This window comes from Streptomyces sp. NBC_00212 (assembly GCF_045206365.1).
Lineage (GTDB): Bacteria > Actinomycetota > Actinomycetes > Streptomycetales > Streptomycetaceae > Streptomyces.
In genome coordinates, this window is the sequence record NZ_CP108115.1 from 5,738,086 (window position 1) to 5,754,949 (window position 16,864).

Sequence of the window (16,864 nt, forward strand, 5' to 3'; positions counted from 1 at the left end):
AACATCCTGACTGAAAGGGGGGTGGTCCGCAGTACCCGGGGTCGGTTGATGTCTAGCTGTTGACGACTTGTTCCTGTTCCTGCATGTACTCGTCGATCCAGCCGGAGGGATCGGCTCCAACGGAGGCCACGAAGTACGAAGGGGCCCAGACCTGCGACACACCGCTCTGCCGCAGGGTGCGTTCAGAGGCGGTTCTGAGCTTCCTGGCCAGGTCGGAGGCGGAGAGGCCAGCTGGATAGCGGACCATGGCACGAATGTGGTCAGGCGCTCCTGCGAAGCCCTCGACCTCAGCACCGGCCGCCCGTGCAGCCTCCCTCAGGGAGCGCTCCGCCAGGCGCAGCATCTCGGCGGTCAGCAGTGCCCGACGGTGCAGGGTGACGAAAGCGATGTGCGCCGCCAGGTCGTGGAACGCGGTGCCCGAACGGGGTCGTGTGGCCTCGATGCGCCGCTGTGGGCGCTGCCGCGGCCTCTTCGCGGGATGTTTCGCCCGCCAGGCGTCAAGCTCGGAGGGGAGCCAGGTCGGTGTCCGCCCGATGCGTTCGGGTTCGGGGAAGCCGTTCTGCGGCCGTGAGTTGAGTACGTAGACGGCCTGGACCGAAATGCCCAGGTGATCGGCGGCCTGCGCAGGGGTGAGCCGTGCTACTGACATGGTTCTCACCATATGACAGACAAGCTGAGATTATCTATGTAACGTGATTTGCGTCCGTTGATGGCTGAGCGGGAGGTGGGGCTGTGGGGCGCAGATCTGTCAGTCCGGCGGATGCTGGGCGCAAGTACCGTCTGTACCCGACTTCGGCACAGGCCGAGCGCCTGCAGCGCTGGGGCCACACCTGTCGTGCCGTGTGGAACCTCGCCCTTGAGCAGAGGATCTATGCGTATCGACAGCGGGGCCGGTGTCTGCGGGCCGATGAGCAATGCCGGTACCTGACCCAGGCGCGGCGGGACCTCGACTGGATCGGGGAACTGCCCTCTCAGACGCCGCAGCAGATCCTTCGGCATCTCGACCGGGCCTACGGCAATTTCTGGAATGTGAATCATCCCGCCAGATTCCCCCGGTTCAAGAACCGATCCGCGCGGCTCTCCATCCCCTTTCCCGGCCAGGCGGTTCGCGTAAGGCAGGCCAACCGGAAGTGGGCTTTCGTGCGGATTCCGAAGCTCGGCGAGGTCAAGTTCCGCCTGTCCCGCGCCCTCGGAGGCGAAGTCCAGAACGCGACGGTTCGCGCGGATGCCTCCGGGCGCTGGTACATCAGCTTCGCCGTATGCACGCGCAATCCGCCAGCCCCCGCCAACGAACTGCCGCCGGTCGGTGTCGACTTCGGGGTCAAACAGTCTGCCTATCTCTCCGACGAATCCCTGCCGCGACTAATGTCGCCGTCTCTCACCAACGGGGAGCGACGGCGGCTGGAGGGTCTGGAGCGGCGGAAGGCGCGTCAGGTGCGTCATGCGCGCAGACATCGAGGCGGCAGGTACGGCACCCGTCTGCGACGGACCCTGCGGGAGATCGCCAGTATCAAGGCCCGGCAGGCCCGTCGGCGGCTGGACTTCACGCACAAGCTCACCACCGACCTGGCCAAGAAGCACGGCCTGGTCGCGATCGAGGATTTGCGGGTGAAGTCCACGACGAAGAGCGCCAAGGGGGGTGCCGGGACCCCCGGATGCCGGGTCTCGTCGAAGGCGGGACTCAATCGCGGCATCCTCGACAACCTCCCGGGGGAGCGGAGACGTCAGCTCGCCTACAAGTGCCCGATGTACGGGGCGGCGCTGGTCGCCGTGGGGGCCGCCGGCACCTCGCAGACGTGCCCGGTCTGCCACCACCGCGACCCGGCGTCCCGGAACAGCCGGGATACCTTCCGCTGCACCAACTGCGGACACGTGGACGACGCCGACCACAATGCTGCCGCTGTGACGCTCCATCGCGCCCTCCGCACACCGGCGGGCGCAGTCTTTGCCGCAGGGCACTGCGGTGAACAGCACGCACCGGACGGCCGCACCCGGCCGCTCATGCCCGGGGCCAGAGTCGGGCGTACGCGTGAACCCCTCGCGTTTCCGTTCGTCGGGAGCGAGGAATCCTCGCAGGCCACTGCGGGGAGGATGCCAACAAACATTCCCGTTTCATCACAGGCTGCCGCCGCCTCTAAACTGACCCCGTGACCGAGAATCCTCAGCAGCAGAATCCAGCGCCCACCACCGAACTGCCGACCCAGTACGCGCCGGCCGAGGTAGAGGGGAAGCTGTACGAGCGCTGGGTAGAGCGCGGTTACTTCACCGCTGATGCCGGGTCCGAGAAGGACCCGTACACCATCGTCATTCCGCCGCCGAACGTCACGGGCGCGCTGCACCTCGGGCACGCCTTCCAGGTCACGCTCATGGACGCCCTCACCCGCCGCAAGCGGATGCAGGGGTACGAGACGCTGTGGCTGCCCGGCATGGACCACGCGGGCATCGCCACCCAGAACAAGGTCGAGCAGCAGCTCGCCGAGGAGGGCAAGTCCCGGCAGGACCTCGGGCGGGAGGCGTTCACCGAGCGGGTCTGGCAGTGGAAGGGCGAGTACGGCGGCCGCATCCTGGGGCAGCTCAAGCGCCTGGGCGCCGGGCTCGACTGGTCGCGTGAGCGGTTCACCATGGACGAGGGGCTTTCCAAGGCCGTCCAGACCATCTTCAAGAACCTGTACGACGACGAGCTGATCTACCGGGCCGAGCGCATCATCAACTGGTGCCCGCGCTGTCTGACCGCCATCTCGGACATCGAGGTGGAGTACCAGGACGACCCGGGCGAGCTCGTCTCGCTCAAGTACGGCGAAGGGGACGACACCCTCGTCGTCGCCACCACCCGCGCCGAGACGATGCTGGGTGACACCGCGATCGCCGTCCACCCGGACGACGAGCGCTACCAGCACCTCATCGGCAGGCTCATCAAGCTGCCGCTCACCAACCGCTCCATCCCGGTCGTCGCGGACACTCACGTCGACCCCGAGTTCGGCACCGGCTGCGTCAAGGTGACCCCGGCGCACGACCCGAACGACTTCGCCATCGGGCAGCGGCACAACCTCGACTCCATCACCGTCATGGACGAGCGCGGCATCATCACGGTCCCGGGTCCCTTCCAGGGGCTCGACCGCTACGAGGCCCGTTCGGCGATCGTCGGCGCGCTCAAGGAGCAGGGCCGCATCGTCGCCGAGAAGCGCCCGTACATGCACTCCGTCGGGCACTGCTCGCGCTGCAAGACGACCGTCGAGCCGCGCCTGTCGATGCAGTGGTGGGTCAAGGTCGGCCCGCTCGCGCAGGCCGCCGGTGACGCGGTCCGCGACGGCCGGGTCAAGATCCACCCCGAGGACATGTCGAAGCGGTACTTCGACTGGGTCGACAACATGCACGACTGGTGCATCTCGCGCCAGCTGTGGTGGGGCCACCGCATCCCGATCTGGTACGGCCCGGAGGGTCAGGTCGTGTGCGTCGGGCCCGACGAGGAGCCGCCCAGCGGTGAGGGCTGGCGTCAGGACCCCGACGTCCTGGACACGTGGTTCTCGTCCGGCCTGTGGCCGTTCTCCACGCTGGGCTGGCCGGAGAAGACCCCGGACCTGGAGAAGTTCTACTCGACCGACGTCCTGCTCACCGGCCACGACATCATCTTCTTCTGGGTCGCCCGGATGATGATGTTCGGCCTGTACGCGATGGACGGCGAAGTCCCGTTCAAGACAGTCGCGTTGACCGGTCTCGTCCGCGACGAGTTCGGCAAGAAGATGTCGAAGTCCAACCCGAACGCGGTCGACCCGATCGACTGGATGGACGCGTACGGCTCGGACGCCGTCCGGTTCACCCTCGCCAAGGGCGCCAACCCCGGCGCGGACGTGCCGATCGGCGAGGACTGGGTCCAGGCGTCCCGCAACTTCGCCAACAAGATCTGGAACGCGACCCGGTTCGCGCTCATGAACGGCGCCACGGTCGAGGGTGAACTCCCGCCCGTGGAGCAGCTGTCGGCGACCGACCGCTGGATCCTGTCGCGCCTGAACAAGACCGTGGCCGAGGTCGACGCGTACTACGAGGACTACCAGTTCGCGAAGCTCAGCGAGTCGCTCTACCACTTCGCGTGGGACGAGGTCTTCGACTGGTACGTCGAGCTGTCGAAGACGACGTTCTTCGCGGGCGGCGAGCAGGCCAAGGTCTCCGGCCGGGTCCTGGGTGAGGTCCTCGACGTGATGCTGCGGGTGCTGCACCCGATCGTCCCGTTCGTCACCGACACCCTGTGGACGACGCTGACCGGGGGCGAGTCCCTCGTGGTCGCCGACTGGCCGAAGGACAGTGGTTTCCGCGACGAGGCCGCCGAGCGCGAGATCGAGCTCGTCCAGCAGGTCGTCACCGAGGTCCGCCGGTTCCGTTCCGACCAGGGTCTCCAGCCCGGCCAGAAGGTTCCGGCCGAGCTCACCCTGACCGGCACCGCGCTGGCCCCGCACGAGGCGGCCATCCGTCAGCTGCTTCGTCTCCAGCCGGCCGGCGAGGGCTTCCACGCCACCGCCTCGCTGCCGGTCGCCGGCGCCACGGTCGCCCTCGACCTGTCGGGCACCATCGACGTCGAGGCCGAGCGCAAGCGCCTGACCAAGGACCTCGGGGCGGCCGAGAAGGAGAAGGCGGACGCGAACAAGAAGCTCGGCAACGAGGCCTTCCTCGCGAAGGCCCCGGACAACGTGGTCGACAAGATCCGTGGGCGGCTCGCCAAGGCCGAGGCCGACATCGAGCGCATCACCAACCAGATCGCCGCCCTGCCCAAGGGCTGATCCGGACGAACACACGGATAGCAGGAAGGCCCCCGGGATTCGATCCCGGGGGCCTTCCCCATGCGTACGGAAGAACAGGCGGTCAGAACAGCCGGTCGCCGAACTCCGCCCACACCAGCGCCGCCACCACCGCGTACATCGCGAGCGGCACCAGCCAGTGCGGGGTCACCCGGCGGACGAAGGAGCGGGGGCCGGCCACGTGCCGGGTCACGTACCAGAACAGCGGGATCATCACCGCCCACACCAGCAGGCACCACGGGCAAAGCGCCCCGATGACGTACAGGCACTGGCTGATCAGCCACACCGTGAAGGCGAAGCCCGCCGCGACGCCGGCCCAGATGCCGAGCCACAGCCGACGGGAGAACTCCGCGCCCCCGAGCAGGGCCAGGCCAAGCGCCGCGAGGGCCGCGAACGCGCCGACACCGAGCAGCATGTTGGGGAAGCCGAGCAGGTTGCCCTGCCAGGTGTCCATCACGTCGCCGCAGCTCAGGACCGCGTTGATGTTGCAGCCGGGGGAGAAGGCCGGGTTCTCCAGGGTGTGGATGCGGTCGGCGGTCAGGACGGCCGATGCGAGGGTGCCGAGCAGCCCGCCGATCAGCAGGAGCAGGGCGGTGCCGCGCGCCGGACGGCGGGAGGAGAGGGCAGGCATGGGAACAACGCTAGGGATCCACATGGCCACCGGGGCAGGGCCGAACGGCCAGGAGCCGCGTGCGACATATCACTAAATTTGGGCCGTTCGGCTTAGGCGTTCGGGTCCAAAGACCTTGGATGATGGAGGGCATGCACACGCCGCCCTCCCGCTCCGCGCCCCAGCGCGCGCTGGCGGCGGCGCGTGCCGCGAGCGCGCGCTGGGTGGGCGAGGAGCGCGCTCTGGACGTGCTGATCGCGCTGAGCTGCTTCGGCCTGATGATCCTGGACGTGCCGGGCCTGGCCAAGGCCGACAACTCCCTCAACAGCTACACCGCGCCGCCCGTCCTCGCCCTCGGCGCGGCCACCCTGCTCTTCCGCCGCCGCTGGCCGTGGCTGCCGTATCTGGTCTCGCTGCTCTATCTGGGCTGGCTGCACCAGCTGAACCTGGTGCAGTTTGCGCTGTACTCGCTCGGCCGCTTCCGGGGCCGGCGCGCGGGCATCCTCGCCACGTGCGGGTACATCGCGGTGGCGTACGCCCTGTTCAACCTGCCGGGCTGGCCCGACACCCGGGGCGAGACGCTGAGTTCGTTCCTGGCGATCGTGGTGCCGGTGGGGGTGCTCGCCTCGGGCGTCGGCATCTCGGCCTACCGCCACGACCTCGTACGCGAGCTGGAGACCCAGCGGGCCGAGCACGCGGCCGTGCAGGCCGTGCAGGTCGAGCGGGTCTCGGTGGCCCGGGACGTGCACGACATGGTGGGCCGGGAGCTGACGATGCTCGCGGTGCGCTCCGAGGTGCTCGCGATGCGGGCCAGGAACGAGCCGCACCACAAGGACTTCGAGGAGCTCGCCGACACCGCGCGCCGGGCCCACCTCATGCTGAACGAGATCATCGTGCGGCGTGCCGACGAGCGTACGGCCACGCCCGGCATCGACGGCCTGCACGCGCTCGCCGAGGAGAGCCGCGGGGCGGGCACTCCGGTCGGCCTGGACATCGAGCCGGCCGCCCACCGGGTGTCCCCGCTGCGCCAGGCGGCGGTCTACCGGGTGGTCCAGGAGTGCCTGACCAACTCGGTCAAGCACGCCCAGGGCGAGCCGGTCGCGGTGACGATCCGGCTCGCCGAGGGGGACCTGGTCGTGACGGTGCAGAACCCGCTGCCCCGCTCGGTGCCGGTGAAGGCCCCGGTCTCCACGGGGACCGGGACCTTCTCGATGCGGGAGCGGGTGGAGAGCATGGGCGGCTCGCTCGCCACGACCCGTACGGACACCACGTACGAGGTGCGGGCGACGCTTCCGGCCGGGGCGGTCGGCTGATCGGGCGGCCGGCCCGCCCTGGGGGCCGTCCTACGCGCTGGCCAGCAGTTTCTGCAGCTGGTCGAAGTCCTCCACGCACTTGCCCGAGCCGAGCGCCACACAGTCCAGCGGGTTGTCCGCCACGAACACCGGGATGCCGGTGGCCGATGCGAGGCGCAGGTCCAGGCCCGGCAGCAGCGCGCCGCCGCCGGTCAGCACGATGCCGTGCTCCATCACGTCGCCGGACAGCTCCGGCGGGCACTCCTCCAGGGTCACCCGCACCGCCGCGATGATCGACTCGATCGGCTCGTCGAGCGCGGCGCGCACCTCGCGCGCGGTGAGCTGGAGCGTCTTGGGCAGGCCGCCCACCTTCTCGCGGCCCCGGATCGTGAAGGTCCGCTCCTCCAGGTCGTCGTCACCCGGCACCGGCCAGGCCGACCCGATCGCGCACTTGACGTCCTCGGCGGTGCGCTCGCCTATGAGCAGCGCGTGCTCCTTGCGTACGTAGTCGGTGATCGCGGTGTCCAGGCGGTCGCCGCCCACCCGCAGGGACTGCGCGGTCACGATGCCACCGAGCGAGATCACGGCGACCTCCGTGGTGCCGCCGCCGATGTCCACCACCATCGAGCCGCGCGGCTCGGCCACCGGGAGCCCGGCCCCGATCGCCGCCGCCATCGGCTCCTCGATGAGGTGCACGGCCTTCGCGCCGGACCGCTGCGCGGCGTGCACGATCGCGCGCCGCTCCACCGGGGTCACCCCGCTCGGCACGCACACCACCATGCGGGTGCGCGGGCGGCGTCCGGGCACCGCCTTCTTCACGAAGTGGCGGATCATTTCCTCCGCAGCCTCGTAGTCGCTGATCACGCCGTCCCGCAGCGGACGGATCGCGGTGATCGAACCGGGCGTGCGGCCGATGGTCTCCTTGGCCTCCGTGCCGACGGCCAGTGCCGTGCGGCCGCCCTCCTTCATCGCCACTACGGACGGCTCGTTGAGCACGATGCCCTGCCCCCTGGCGTACAGCAGGGTGTTGGCGGTCCCGAGGTCGATCCCTATGTCCATGATCGCCAAGTTTGCCCGGGGAGTCTGTGGGACCCGGGGGCCGAACGTCCCGAAAGGGGCGGGTCCAAGGTCCTGTCGGTGCCCCTCCGTAGACTGGTCCCGTGACCGAGCAGCCCGACCGCAGTGAAGCCGATGACTTCGACGGAATCGTCGAAGCCGAAACCCATCGAGACCCCGACCTGGCGGTGATCGAGGCCGGCAGCCGCACCCTGCGCACCCACGGCGGCGTGCCCCAGGGCGACGCGGCCCCCGGCCGCCCCGCCGACCCCGAGGTGGACGCGGCGCTGCGCGCGGTCGAGACCGAGCTCGCGGGCCGCTGGGGCGAGACCAAGCTGGAGCCGTCCGTACGCCGCATCGCCGCCCTGATGGACGTCCTCGGCGAGCCGCAGCGCGCCTACCCGACGATCCACATCACCGGCACCAACGGCAAGACCTCCACCGCCCGCATGATCGAGGCCCTGCTCGGCGCCTTCGAGCTGCGCACCGGCCGCTACACCTCGCCGCACGTCCAGTCGATCACCGAGCGGATCAGCCTGGACGGCCTGCCGATCCCCGCCGAGCGCTTCATCGAGACGTACGAGGACATCAAGCCGTACGTCGAGATGGTGGACGCCAAGGAGGAGTTCCGGCTCTCCTTCTTCGAGGTCCTCACCGGCATGGCGTACGCGGCCTTCGCGGACGCCCCGGTGGACGTGGCCGTCGTCGAGGTCGGCATGGGCGGCAGCTGGGACGCGACGAACGTCATCGACGCCGGCGTCGCCGTCGTCACCCCCATCGACCTCGACCACACCGACCGGCTCGGCAACACGCCCGCCGAGATCGCCGTCGAGAAGTCCGGGATCATCAAGCAGGGCGCGACCGTGATCCTCGCCCAGCAGCCGGTCGACGCGGCGCAGGTCATGCTGAAGAAGGCCGTCGAGACGGATGCCACCGTGGCCCGCGAGGGCATGGAGTTCGGCATCGTCGGCCGCGAAGTCGCCGTCGGCGGCCAGCTCCTGACGCTGCGCGGCCTGGGCGGCGAGTACGAGGAGGTCTTCCTCCCGCTGTACGGAGCCCACCAGGCGCACAACGCGGCGGTGGCGCTCGCCGCGGTCGAGGCGTTCTTCGGCGTCGGCTCGCAGCAGGCGGGCCCGCTCGACATCGACACCGTCCGCAAGGCGTTCGCCTCCGTCGTCTCGCCGGGCCGCCTGGAGGTCGTGCGCCGCTCGCCGACCGTCGTCCTGGACGCCGCGCACAACCCGGCCGGCGCCCGCGCCACGGCGGACGGCCTGACCGAGGCGTTCGGCTTCTCGCGTCTGATCGGCGTGGTCGCGGCCAGCGCCGACAAGGACGTGAAGGGCCTGCTCGAAGCGTTCGAGCCGGTCTTCGCCGAGGTCGTCGTCACCGCCAACACCTCCAGTCGCTCCATGGACGTGGACGAGCTGGCGGCGCTCGCCGTCGAGGTGTTCGGCGACGAGCGGGTCGTGGTCGAGCCCCGCCTGGACGACGCCATCGAGGCCGCCATCACCCTGGCCGAGGAGGAGGACGAGTACGCGGGCGCGGGCGTCCTCGTCACCGGCTCCGTGTTCACGGTCGGCGACGCCCGGCTGCTGCTGAAGAGGGGCTGAGCCGATGCGTACGCTCTGCGCGTCCACCCTGATCGGTGAATTCTTCGTCATCGCCTTCGCGGGCCTGGTCGCCATGAAGGACCCGGACCTCGCCACCACCACCGTGTGGACGGTGTGCGGCATCGGCATGCTGCTCTCGGTGCTGCTGTGCGGGATGCTCGGCCGGCGCGGCGGGGTCGAGCTCGGCTGGGCGCTCCAGATCGCGCTGATCGCGAGCGGTTTCGCCGTCCCGCTGATGTTCTTCATGGGCGCCCTCTTCGCGGCCCTGTGGTGGGCCTCGGTCCACTACGGCCGCAAGATCGACGAGGCGAAGGCCAGATTCGCCGCCCAGGCGGAGGCCCAGCCGCAGGCGTAAGGGGCGGTGAAGGGACCGGGTGACAGCAGCTCAGCTACACCCGGTAATCTCGGCGGACCGCACACGTTTGCCAAGGAGCCGCACACCATGACGCAGCGCACCCTCGTCCTCCTCAAGCCGGACGCCGTCCGCCGCTCGCTGGTCGGCGAGATCATCGGCCGCATCGAGCGCAAGGCCGGCTGGCAGATCACCGCGCTGGAGCTGCGCACCCTGGATCAGGACACCCTTGAGCAGCACTACGGCGAGCACAAGGGCAAGCCTTTCTACGAGCCGCTCGTGGAGTTCATGTCCTCGGGTCCGGTCGTCGCCCTGGTGGTCGAGGGTGAGCGCGTCATCGAGGGCGTGCGCCAGTTGGCGGGTCCCACCGACCCGATCGCGGCGGCCCCCGGCTCGATCCGTGGCGACTTCGGGACCATCGTCCGGGAGAACCTCATCCACGCCTCGGACTCCGAGGAGTCCGCGGAGCGAGAACTGAAGATCTTCTTCCCGGGCCGCGGCTGAGCATTTCCTGACGCAATGTCAGCCATATAGCGCTCATGACCTGGGGCGACCGAAGGAATTTCGGTCGCCCCCTGGCATATGCGGGCCCACTTCGGGAACGCATCGCCCCGACAAGACGTCACCAATACTGAGGTGGACCAACGCGCCGTGTCCGTGCAGGCCGGACTACGATGGGGCCTCGCGCTCAACGCACCCACCTCGCCGACCTGAGAAGCCGTCAACGCTCGATTAGGGAAGGCCGGACGCATCCTCATGGGGAGCAACAAAATGTCGTTCATCGGCCGTGACATGGCTGTCGACCTCGGGACCGCCAACACGCTGGTGTACGTCAGGGGCCGCGGAATCGTCCTGAACGAGCCGTCCGTCGTCGCCATCAACACCAACACCGGCGGCATCCTCGCGGTCGGCGCCGAGGCCAAGAAGATGATCGGGCGTACGCCGGGCAACATCGTTGCCGTGCGGCCGCTGAAGGACGGCGTGATCGCCGACTTCGAGATCACCGAGCGGATGCTCCGCTACTTCATCCTGAAGATCCACAAGCGCCGGTACCTGGCCCGCCCGCGCGTCGTGGTCTGCGTGCCCTCGGGCATCACGGGAGTCGAGCGCCGCGCCGTCATCGAGGCCTCCACCCAGGCCGGTGCCCGCCAGGTGCACATCATCGAGGAGCCCATGGCCGCGGCCATCGGCTCGGGCCTGCCCGTCCACGAGGCGACCGGCAACATGGTCGTCGACATCGGAGGCGGCACCACCGAGGTCGCCGTGATCTCGCTCGGCGGCATCGTCACCGCGCAGTCCATCCGGGTCGCGGGCGACGAGCTCGACAACGCGATCATCCAGCACATCAAGAAGGAGTACTCCCTCCTGCTCGGCGAGCGGACCGCGGAACAGATCAAGATCACCATCGGTTCGGCGTACGACCTCGACAAGGACGAGCACACCGAGATCCGCGGCCGCGACCTCGTCTCCGGCCTGCCGAAGACCGTCGTGATCTCCGCCGCCGAGGTGCGCAAGGCGATCGAGGAGCCCGTCAACGCGATCGTCGACGCCGTGAAGACGACCCTCGACAAGTGCCCGCCGGAGCTGTCCGGCGACATCATGGACCGCGGCATCGTCCTCACCGGCGGCGGCGCCCTGCTGCGCGGCCTGGACGAGCGGCTGCGCCGCGAGACGGGCATGCCGATCCACATCGCCGAAGACCCGCTCGACTCGGTCGCCCTGGGCTCCGGCAAGTGCGTCGAGGAGTTCGAGGCGCTCCAGCAGGTGCTCGACGCCCAGCCCCGCAGATAGCCCTCGGGGCCTGCTGTCCGCCGTACGGGTCACTGCCAACTCGTACGGCGGATCGTTGATATACAGATCGAAGAGATCTTGTAGATCACCCACATTCCTACGAGGAAGGCACGGCCGCCGCACGTGAGGGACACACGAGAGAGCCGGCTGCTCCTGGTGCTGCTGATCGCCGTAGCGTTCGCGCTGATCACGGTCGATATCAGAGGCGGGGCGAATTCACCGGTGGACGGCGCCCGGCAGGCCGCCGCCGCAGTCTTCGGACCGGTGGAGAACGGGGTCGCGGCCGCCGTGGACCCGGTCGGCAACGCGATCGGCGCGGTACGCGACTCGGGCAAGCGCCACGACAAGATTTCCACCCTGCAGGCCGAGAACGAGGCGCTCAAGCAGAAACTCGGCAGCGACGCCCGCAACCGCAGCCGACTGAACCAGCTCGACGCGATGCTGAAGACCGCCGGCGAGGGCCAGTACGGCATCAAGGCCGCCCAGGTCGTCGCCATAGGAGCGGCCCAGGGCTTCTCCTGGACGGTCACCATCGACGCCGGGTCCAACGACGGCATCAAGCGCGACATGACGGTGCTCAACGGCGACGGCCTGGTCGGCCGGGTCACCACCGTCGGCCCCTCCACCGCGACCGTGCTGCTCGCCAACGACCCCGACTTCACCGTCGGCACCCGGATGGAGAGCAGCGACGAGCTGGGCTTCGCCACCGGCCACGGCGACCGGCCGCTGTCGGTGCAGCTGCTCAACGGCAAGGCCAAGGTCAACCCCGGCGACCGCCTGGTGACCTTCGGCTCGCAGGCCGACAAGCCGTTCGTGCCGGGCGTCCCGGTCGGCGAGGTCGTCAAGGTCGACCCCTCGGGCGGCGACCTCACGCGCACCATCTACGTACGCCCCTTCGTCGGCTTCACCAAGCTCGACATCGTCGGCGTCGTCGTCCAGGCCCCGCGCACCGACCCGCGCGACGAGGTGCTGCCCGCCAAGCCCAAGCCGACGCCGACCCCGACGGTCACCGTCACGGCCACCCCGTCCCCGACCCCCAACGGCCAGGGCAACACCAACATCGCCGACCAGAACGCGAACCCCGACGGCAACCCGGACCCGAACGGGAACCCGAACCCGCCGGCGGGCAACGCCAACCCCCCGGCCGCGAACGCCAATCCGAATCCGAATCCGCCCAATCCCAATGCGAACGGTGATCCCAACGGCAACGCCAACGCCGACGGCGACCAGTAGGAGCTGATCCAGATGCGTGTCAACAGGGTCATCCTCTCCGCCGCCCTGATCGTCGTCGCCCTCGTCATCCAGGTGAGCGTCCTCGCCCGCCTCCAACTCCCGGGCGCCGTACCGGACCTGGTGCTCCTGACCGTCCTCGGTCTGGCCCTGGTCTACGGCCACCTCGGCGGCGCCTTCGTCGGATTCGGCGCCGGGCTGCTCGCCGACCTCGCGCCGCCCGCCGACCACGCGGCCGGGCGCTACGCCCTCGTGCTGTGCGTGATCGGCTACCTCGCGGGCCTGGCCAAGCCCGACCACGGGCGGCTGCGCACGGCGGCCGGGCCGATGCTGGTGGTGGTCGGCGCCGCCATCGGCTCGACGCTGCTCTACGCGCTGGTCGGCGCGCTCGTCGGGGACACCGCGGCCCGCCATGTCGGCCTGCCCAGCCTGCTGTTCACGGCCGCCGTGTACGACCTGCTGCTCGCGCCCTTCGTCGTGCCGCTGATCATGGCGATCGCCCGGCGCGCGGAGAACGACCCGCTCGCCGAGACCACCGGCAACGGCAGTCCCAGGAGCGACATCACCTCCGGCTGGCTCTCCGGAGGCACCGGTCTGCGCATCGGCGGCCAGCGCGGCGGCCTGCGGGTCAAGGTGGCGAAGAACAGAGCGGCCCGCGCAGGCCGCATCAAGGGCGTCAAGCGACTGTGAACCAGGGGGTCGTCACGGCATGAGCAACATCCCTGAGACCGGCCGCACCCCCCGGGTGCAGATCCGGCTCATCATCATCCAGGTCCTGGTCTTCTCGCTCCTGCTGACGCTGGGCGGACGCCTGTGGTACCTGCAGATCCGCAACGGCCAGGAGTACGAGGACGAGGCCAAGAACAACCACGTCCAGCAGGTCGTCCAGCCCGCCGTGCGCGGCTCGATCCTCGATGCCCGCGGCGTCCCGCTCGCCGACAACGAGACCCGCCTCGTGGTCTCCGCCTCGCGCACCGACCTCTCGAAGATGCCCGACCGGGGCAAGGCCGTCCTGACCCGGCTCGCCGCCGTGCTCGGCATGAAGCCGCAGGACGTCATGGACAAGGTCAGGCTCTGCGACGCCAAGACCCCCAAGCCCTGCTGGAACGGCTCGCCCTACCAGCCGATCCCGGTCACCGACAAGGCCACCACCCAGCAGGCCCTCCAGATCCGTGAACGCTCCGAGGACTTCCCCGGCATCACCGCCGACCCCACCGCCGTACGCCGCTACCCCGCGCCCGGCAAGTCCAACACCGCCCAGGTCCTCGGCTACCTCTCGCCCGTCACCGACGACGAGATCACCAAGGCGAAGGACACCGACTCGCCCTACCTGCGCTCCGACCAGGTCGGCCGCTCCGGCCTTGAGCGCACCTACGACAAGCAGCTGCGCGGCAAGGCCGGCATCACCCGGTACGAGGTGGACAACCTCGGGCGGGTCATCGGGCAGGCGCAGAGCGACAAGGCGCAGCCCGGTGCCAACGTCGTCACGTCGATAGACGCACGCGTGCAGGCGGTCGCCGAGTTCGAGCTGAACAACGCGATGGTCGAGGCCCGCAAGCAGTTCGACAAGATCACCAACGAGAACTACAAGGCCGACTCCGGCGCCGTCGTCGTCATGGAGGCCAAGACCGGCCGGATCGTCGCCATGGCCTCGGCGCCGACGTACGACCCGAACGTCTGGGTCGGCGGCATCTCCGGCAAGGACTACCAGCAGCTCACCGGCAAGGACAGCGACTACCCGCTGCTGAACCGGGCCATACAGGGTCAGGCCGCACCCGGCTCGACGTTCAAGGTGGTCTCCACGGCCGCCGCGGTCGAGGCCGGCTACAAGTGGGACGGCGGCTACCCGTGCACCAGCTCCTACTCCGTGGGCGGGCAGGTCTTCAAGAACTTCGAGGGCGAGAGCTTCGGCCCCATCTCGCTCGGCCGGGCCCTTGAGGTCTCCTGCGACACCGTCTTCTACGGGCTCGCCGACAACGAGTGGAAGAAGGACGGGGGCATCAACCCGAAGAAGGGCCAGCCCAAGGACTTCTTCTACAAGGCGGCCCACCAGTTCGGCCTCGGCAAGGCCACCGGCGTGGACCTGCCCAACGAGGTCACCGGCCGCGTCCCGGACCGCCAGTGGAAGGAGAACCTCTTCACGGCCATGAAGGACAGCTGGTGCAAGTCCGGCAAGAAGAACGGCACTTACGTCGAGAAGATCGCGTACGAGAACTGCCTCGAAGGCAACAAGATGCGCGAGGGCGACGCGATCAACTACTCCATCGGCCAGGGCGACACCCTCGTCACGCCGATCCAGGAGGCCATGATCTACGGGGCGATCGCCAACGGCGGCACCATGCACGCGCCGACCATCGGCAAGGCGATCGTCAGCGCCGACGGCAAGACGGTCCAGGAGATCAAGCCGAAGGTCAACGGAAAGCTGCCGGTCAGCCAGGCCACCCTTGAGGGCTACAACAAGGCCCTCGCCGGCGTCGTCACCAGCGGTACCGCCGCCTGGAAGTTCCAGGGCTGGCCGCAGGACAAGATCGAACTGCACGCCAAGACCGGCACCGCCGAGGTCTACGGCAAGCAGACCACGTCCTGGCTGGCCACGTACTCCAAGGACTACACGGTCGTCATGACCATCTCCCAGGCCGGTACGGGTTCCGGTGCCTCCGGTGAGGCCGTGCGCAAGATCTACGAGGCGATGTACGGCGTCGACGACGCCGGAAACCAGGACCTCAAGCGCGCCATGCTGCCGCAGCCCGTGGAGTCCCTGCCCAAGATCCAGGCCGACGGCTCCATCGACGCCCCGACCGTCACCGCGTACGACCCGAACGCCGGCAAGGTCAAGGACAAGAAGGGCCCCGACGGCCAGCCGCTGCCCAGCGGACAGCCGCAGCCCAGCAACACCCCGGCCACCGACGTCGACAACCGCAACCCACGGAGGGACTAGCGCCATGGCAGGTTTCTCCGTCCAGCGCTACGCCCCCGAGCGCAGCGCGTTCGCCAAGCTGACCGCCCGCGACTCGGTCCTTCGCAGGCTCGACTGGCCGCTGCTCCTGGCGGCCCTCGCGCTCTGCCTCATCGGCTCGCTCCTGGTGTGGTCCGCCACCCGCAACCGCACCAACATCAACCAGGGCGACCCGTACTTCTTCCTGATCCGGCACATCATGAACGCCGGCATCGGGCTCTGCCTGATGGTCGGCACCATCTGGCTCGGCCACCGCACCCTGCGCGGCGCGGTGCCCATCCTGTACGGGCTCTCGATCCTGATGCTGCTCGCGGTGCTCTCGCCGCTCGGCGCCACCGTCAACGGCGCGCACTCCTGGATCGTGCTCGGCGGCGGATTCTCCCTCCAGCCCTCCGAGTTCGCGAAGATCGCGATCATCCTGTGCATGGCGATGCTGCTCGCGGCCCGGGTCGACGCGGGCGACCAACTGCATCCCGACCACCGCACGGTGGTGAAATCCCTCGGGATCGCGATGATCCCGATCGGCTGCATCATGCTGATGCCCGACCTCGGCTCGACCATGGTCATCCTGGTGATCATCCTCGGCGTGCTCCTTGCCTCGGGAGCCTCCAACCGCTGGATCTTCGGCCTGCTCGGCGCCGGTGTCGTCGGAGCGGTCCTGGTCGCCGCGCTCGGAATACTGGACAAGTACCAGATCAACCGCTTCGCCGCGTTCGCCAACCCCAAGCTCGACCCGGCCGGCGTCGGCTACAACACCGGCCAGGCCAGGATCGCGATCGGCTCCGGCGGCCTGACCGGCACCGGGCTCTTCAAGGGCTCCCAGACCACCGGCCAGTTCGTCCCCGAACAGCAGACGGACTTCGTCTTCACCGTCGCCGGCGAGGAACTCGGCTTCGTCGGCGCGGGCCTGATCATCGTGCTGATCGGCGTCATCCTGTGGCGGGCCTGCCGCATCGCCCGCGAGACGACCGAGTTGTACGGCACCATCGTCGCGGCCGGCATCATCGCCTGGTTCGCCTTCCAGTCCTTCGAGAACATCGGCATGACGCTCGGCATCATGCCGGTGGCGGGCATCCCCCTGCCGTTCGTCTCCTACGGAGGCTCCTCCATGTTCGCGGTGTGGGTCGCCATAGGGCTGCTCCAGTCGATCCGGGTGCAGCGGCCGATAACGGCCTAG

The 16,864-nt window shown here is 69.2% G+C and carries 14 protein-coding genes; 11 read left to right on the forward strand and 3 right to left on the reverse strand.

What is annotated here, in order from left to right; all coding sequences use genetic code 11:
• Nucleotides 1-52: 52 nt before the first annotated feature.
• Nucleotides 53-649 carry an IS200/IS605 family transposase gene (gene tnpA / locus OHA17_RS26235; RefSeq protein WP_406508626.1) on the reverse strand — a complete coding sequence of 199 codons (597 nt, stop codon included), beginning with the start codon at nucleotides 647-649 and terminating at the stop codon, nucleotides 53-55.
• Nucleotides 650-732: 83 nt separating this feature from the next.
• On the opposite strand from tnpA, the gene OHA17_RS26240 reads away from it, so the two are divergent.
• Together OHA17_RS26240 and OHA17_RS26245 are read left to right on the forward strand one after the other, a co-directional pair.
• On the forward strand, nucleotides 733-2,151 hold the full coding sequence (locus tag OHA17_RS26240; RefSeq protein ID WP_406508627.1) for an RNA-guided endonuclease InsQ/TnpB family protein: 1,419 nt from the start codon (nucleotides 733-735) through the stop codon (nucleotides 2,149-2,151).
• Nucleotides 2,148-4,772 (forward strand): valine--tRNA ligase, encoded by a 2,625-nt coding sequence (locus tag OHA17_RS26245; protein WP_406508628.1) that lies wholly within the window; start codon nucleotides 2,148-2,150, stop codon nucleotides 4,770-4,772. The genes OHA17_RS26240 and OHA17_RS26245 overlap by 4 nt, the downstream gene beginning before the upstream one ends.
• 82 nt (nucleotides 4,773-4,854) lie before the next feature.
• Here the strand turns inward: OHA17_RS26245 and OHA17_RS26250 are convergent, their stop codons facing one another.
• Complete coding sequence (locus OHA17_RS26250) at nucleotides 4,855-5,421, reverse strand: vitamin K epoxide reductase family protein (protein WP_406508629.1); 567 nt, start codon at nucleotides 5,419-5,421, stop codon at nucleotides 4,855-4,857.
• Between the two features lie 131 nt (nucleotides 5,422-5,552).
• On the opposite strand from OHA17_RS26250, the gene OHA17_RS26255 reads away from it, so the two are divergent.
• Nucleotides 5,553-6,713: a sensor histidine kinase gene (locus OHA17_RS26255; RefSeq protein ID WP_053727439.1), complete on the forward strand. Its 1,161-nt coding sequence runs from the start codon at nucleotides 5,553-5,555 to the stop codon at nucleotides 6,711-6,713.
• Nucleotides 6,714-6,743: 30 nt separating this feature from the next.
• Here the strand turns inward: OHA17_RS26255 and OHA17_RS26260 are convergent, their stop codons facing one another.
• Nucleotides 6,744-7,751 carry a rod shape-determining protein gene (locus tag OHA17_RS26260; RefSeq protein WP_406508630.1) on the reverse strand — a complete coding sequence of 336 codons (1,008 nt, stop codon included), beginning with the start codon at nucleotides 7,749-7,751 and terminating at the stop codon, nucleotides 6,744-6,746.
• Between the two features lie 101 nt (nucleotides 7,752-7,852).
• On the opposite strand from OHA17_RS26260, the gene OHA17_RS26265 reads away from it, so the two are divergent.
• The 8 genes from OHA17_RS26265 to rodA all read left to right on the forward strand — a co-directional run bounded on the left by OHA17_RS26265 (nucleotide 7,853) and on the right by rodA (nucleotide 16,864).
• Nucleotides 7,853-9,358, forward strand: coding sequence for a folylpolyglutamate synthase/dihydrofolate synthase family protein (locus OHA17_RS26265; RefSeq protein ID WP_053727409.1), 1,506 nt, complete (start codon nucleotides 7,853-7,855; stop codon nucleotides 9,356-9,358).
• A 4-nt stretch (nucleotides 9,359-9,362) separates the two neighbouring features.
• Nucleotides 9,363-9,713 (forward strand): DUF4233 domain-containing protein, encoded by a 351-nt coding sequence (locus OHA17_RS26270; RefSeq protein WP_053727410.1) that lies wholly within the window; start codon nucleotides 9,363-9,365, stop codon nucleotides 9,711-9,713.
• An 87-nt stretch (nucleotides 9,714-9,800) separates the two neighbouring features.
• Nucleotides 9,801-10,214: a nucleoside-diphosphate kinase gene (gene ndk / locus OHA17_RS26275; RefSeq protein WP_386040487.1), complete on the forward strand. Its 414-nt coding sequence runs from the start codon at nucleotides 9,801-9,803 to the stop codon at nucleotides 10,212-10,214.
• A gap of 267 nt (nucleotides 10,215-10,481) precedes the next feature.
• Nucleotides 10,482-11,501, forward strand: a complete 1,020-nt coding sequence (locus tag OHA17_RS26280; RefSeq protein ID WP_053727412.1) for a rod shape-determining protein — start codon at nucleotides 10,482-10,484, stop codon at nucleotides 11,499-11,501.
• A 123-nt stretch (nucleotides 11,502-11,624) separates the two neighbouring features.
• Nucleotides 11,625-12,734: a rod shape-determining protein MreC gene (gene mreC, locus OHA17_RS26285; protein ID WP_406508631.1), complete on the forward strand. Its 1,110-nt coding sequence runs from the start codon at nucleotides 11,625-11,627 to the stop codon at nucleotides 12,732-12,734.
• A gap of 12 nt (nucleotides 12,735-12,746) precedes the next feature.
• On the forward strand, nucleotides 12,747-13,421 hold the full coding sequence (gene mreD, locus OHA17_RS26290) for a rod shape-determining protein MreD (protein WP_053727413.1): 675 nt from the start codon (nucleotides 12,747-12,749) through the stop codon (nucleotides 13,419-13,421).
• Between the two features lie 19 nt (nucleotides 13,422-13,440).
• The gene (gene mrdA, locus OHA17_RS26295; RefSeq protein ID WP_406508632.1) at nucleotides 13,441-15,669 is read left to right on the forward strand and encodes a penicillin-binding protein 2; all 2,229 of its coding nucleotides are present in this window, start codon (nucleotides 13,441-13,443) and stop codon (nucleotides 15,667-15,669) included.
• Between the two features lie 4 nt (nucleotides 15,670-15,673).
• Complete coding sequence (gene rodA / locus OHA17_RS26300; RefSeq protein WP_406508633.1) at nucleotides 15,674-16,864, forward strand: rod shape-determining protein RodA; 1,191 nt, start codon at nucleotides 15,674-15,676, stop codon at nucleotides 16,862-16,864.

Excerpts from the sequence above, each read along its gene's own strand:
- mrdA (WP_406508632.1), top strand. The coding sequence starts at position 13,441 with ATGAGCAACATCCCTGAGACCGGCCGCACCCCCCGGGTGCAGATCCGG.
- OHA17_RS26270 (WP_053727410.1), top strand. The coding sequence starts at position 9,363 with ATGCGTACGCTCTGCGCGTCCACCCTGATCGGTGAATTCTTCGTCATC.
- OHA17_RS26280 (WP_053727412.1), top strand. The coding sequence starts at position 10,482 with ATGTCGTTCATCGGCCGTGACATGGCTGTCGACCTCGGGACCGCCAAC.
- ndk (WP_386040487.1), top strand. The coding sequence starts at position 9,801 with ATGACGCAGCGCACCCTCGTCCTCCTCAAGCCGGACGCCGTCCGCCGC.
- OHA17_RS26255 (WP_053727439.1), top strand. The coding sequence starts at position 5,553 with ATGCACACGCCGCCCTCCCGCTCCGCGCCCCAGCGCGCGCTGGCGGCG.
- tnpA (WP_406508626.1), bottom strand. The coding sequence starts at position 649 with ATGTCAGTAGCACGGCTCACCCCTGCGCAGGCCGCCGATCACCTGGGC.
- OHA17_RS26260 (WP_406508630.1), bottom strand. The coding sequence starts at position 7,751 with ATGGACATAGGGATCGACCTCGGGACCGCCAACACCCTGCTGTACGCC.
- mreD (WP_053727413.1), top strand. The coding sequence starts at position 12,747 with ATGCGTGTCAACAGGGTCATCCTCTCCGCCGCCCTGATCGTCGTCGCC.
- rodA (WP_406508633.1), top strand. The coding sequence starts at position 15,674 with ATGGCAGGTTTCTCCGTCCAGCGCTACGCCCCCGAGCGCAGCGCGTTC.
- OHA17_RS26250 (WP_406508629.1), bottom strand. The coding sequence starts at position 5,421 with ATGCCTGCCCTCTCCTCCCGCCGTCCGGCGCGCGGCACCGCCCTGCTC.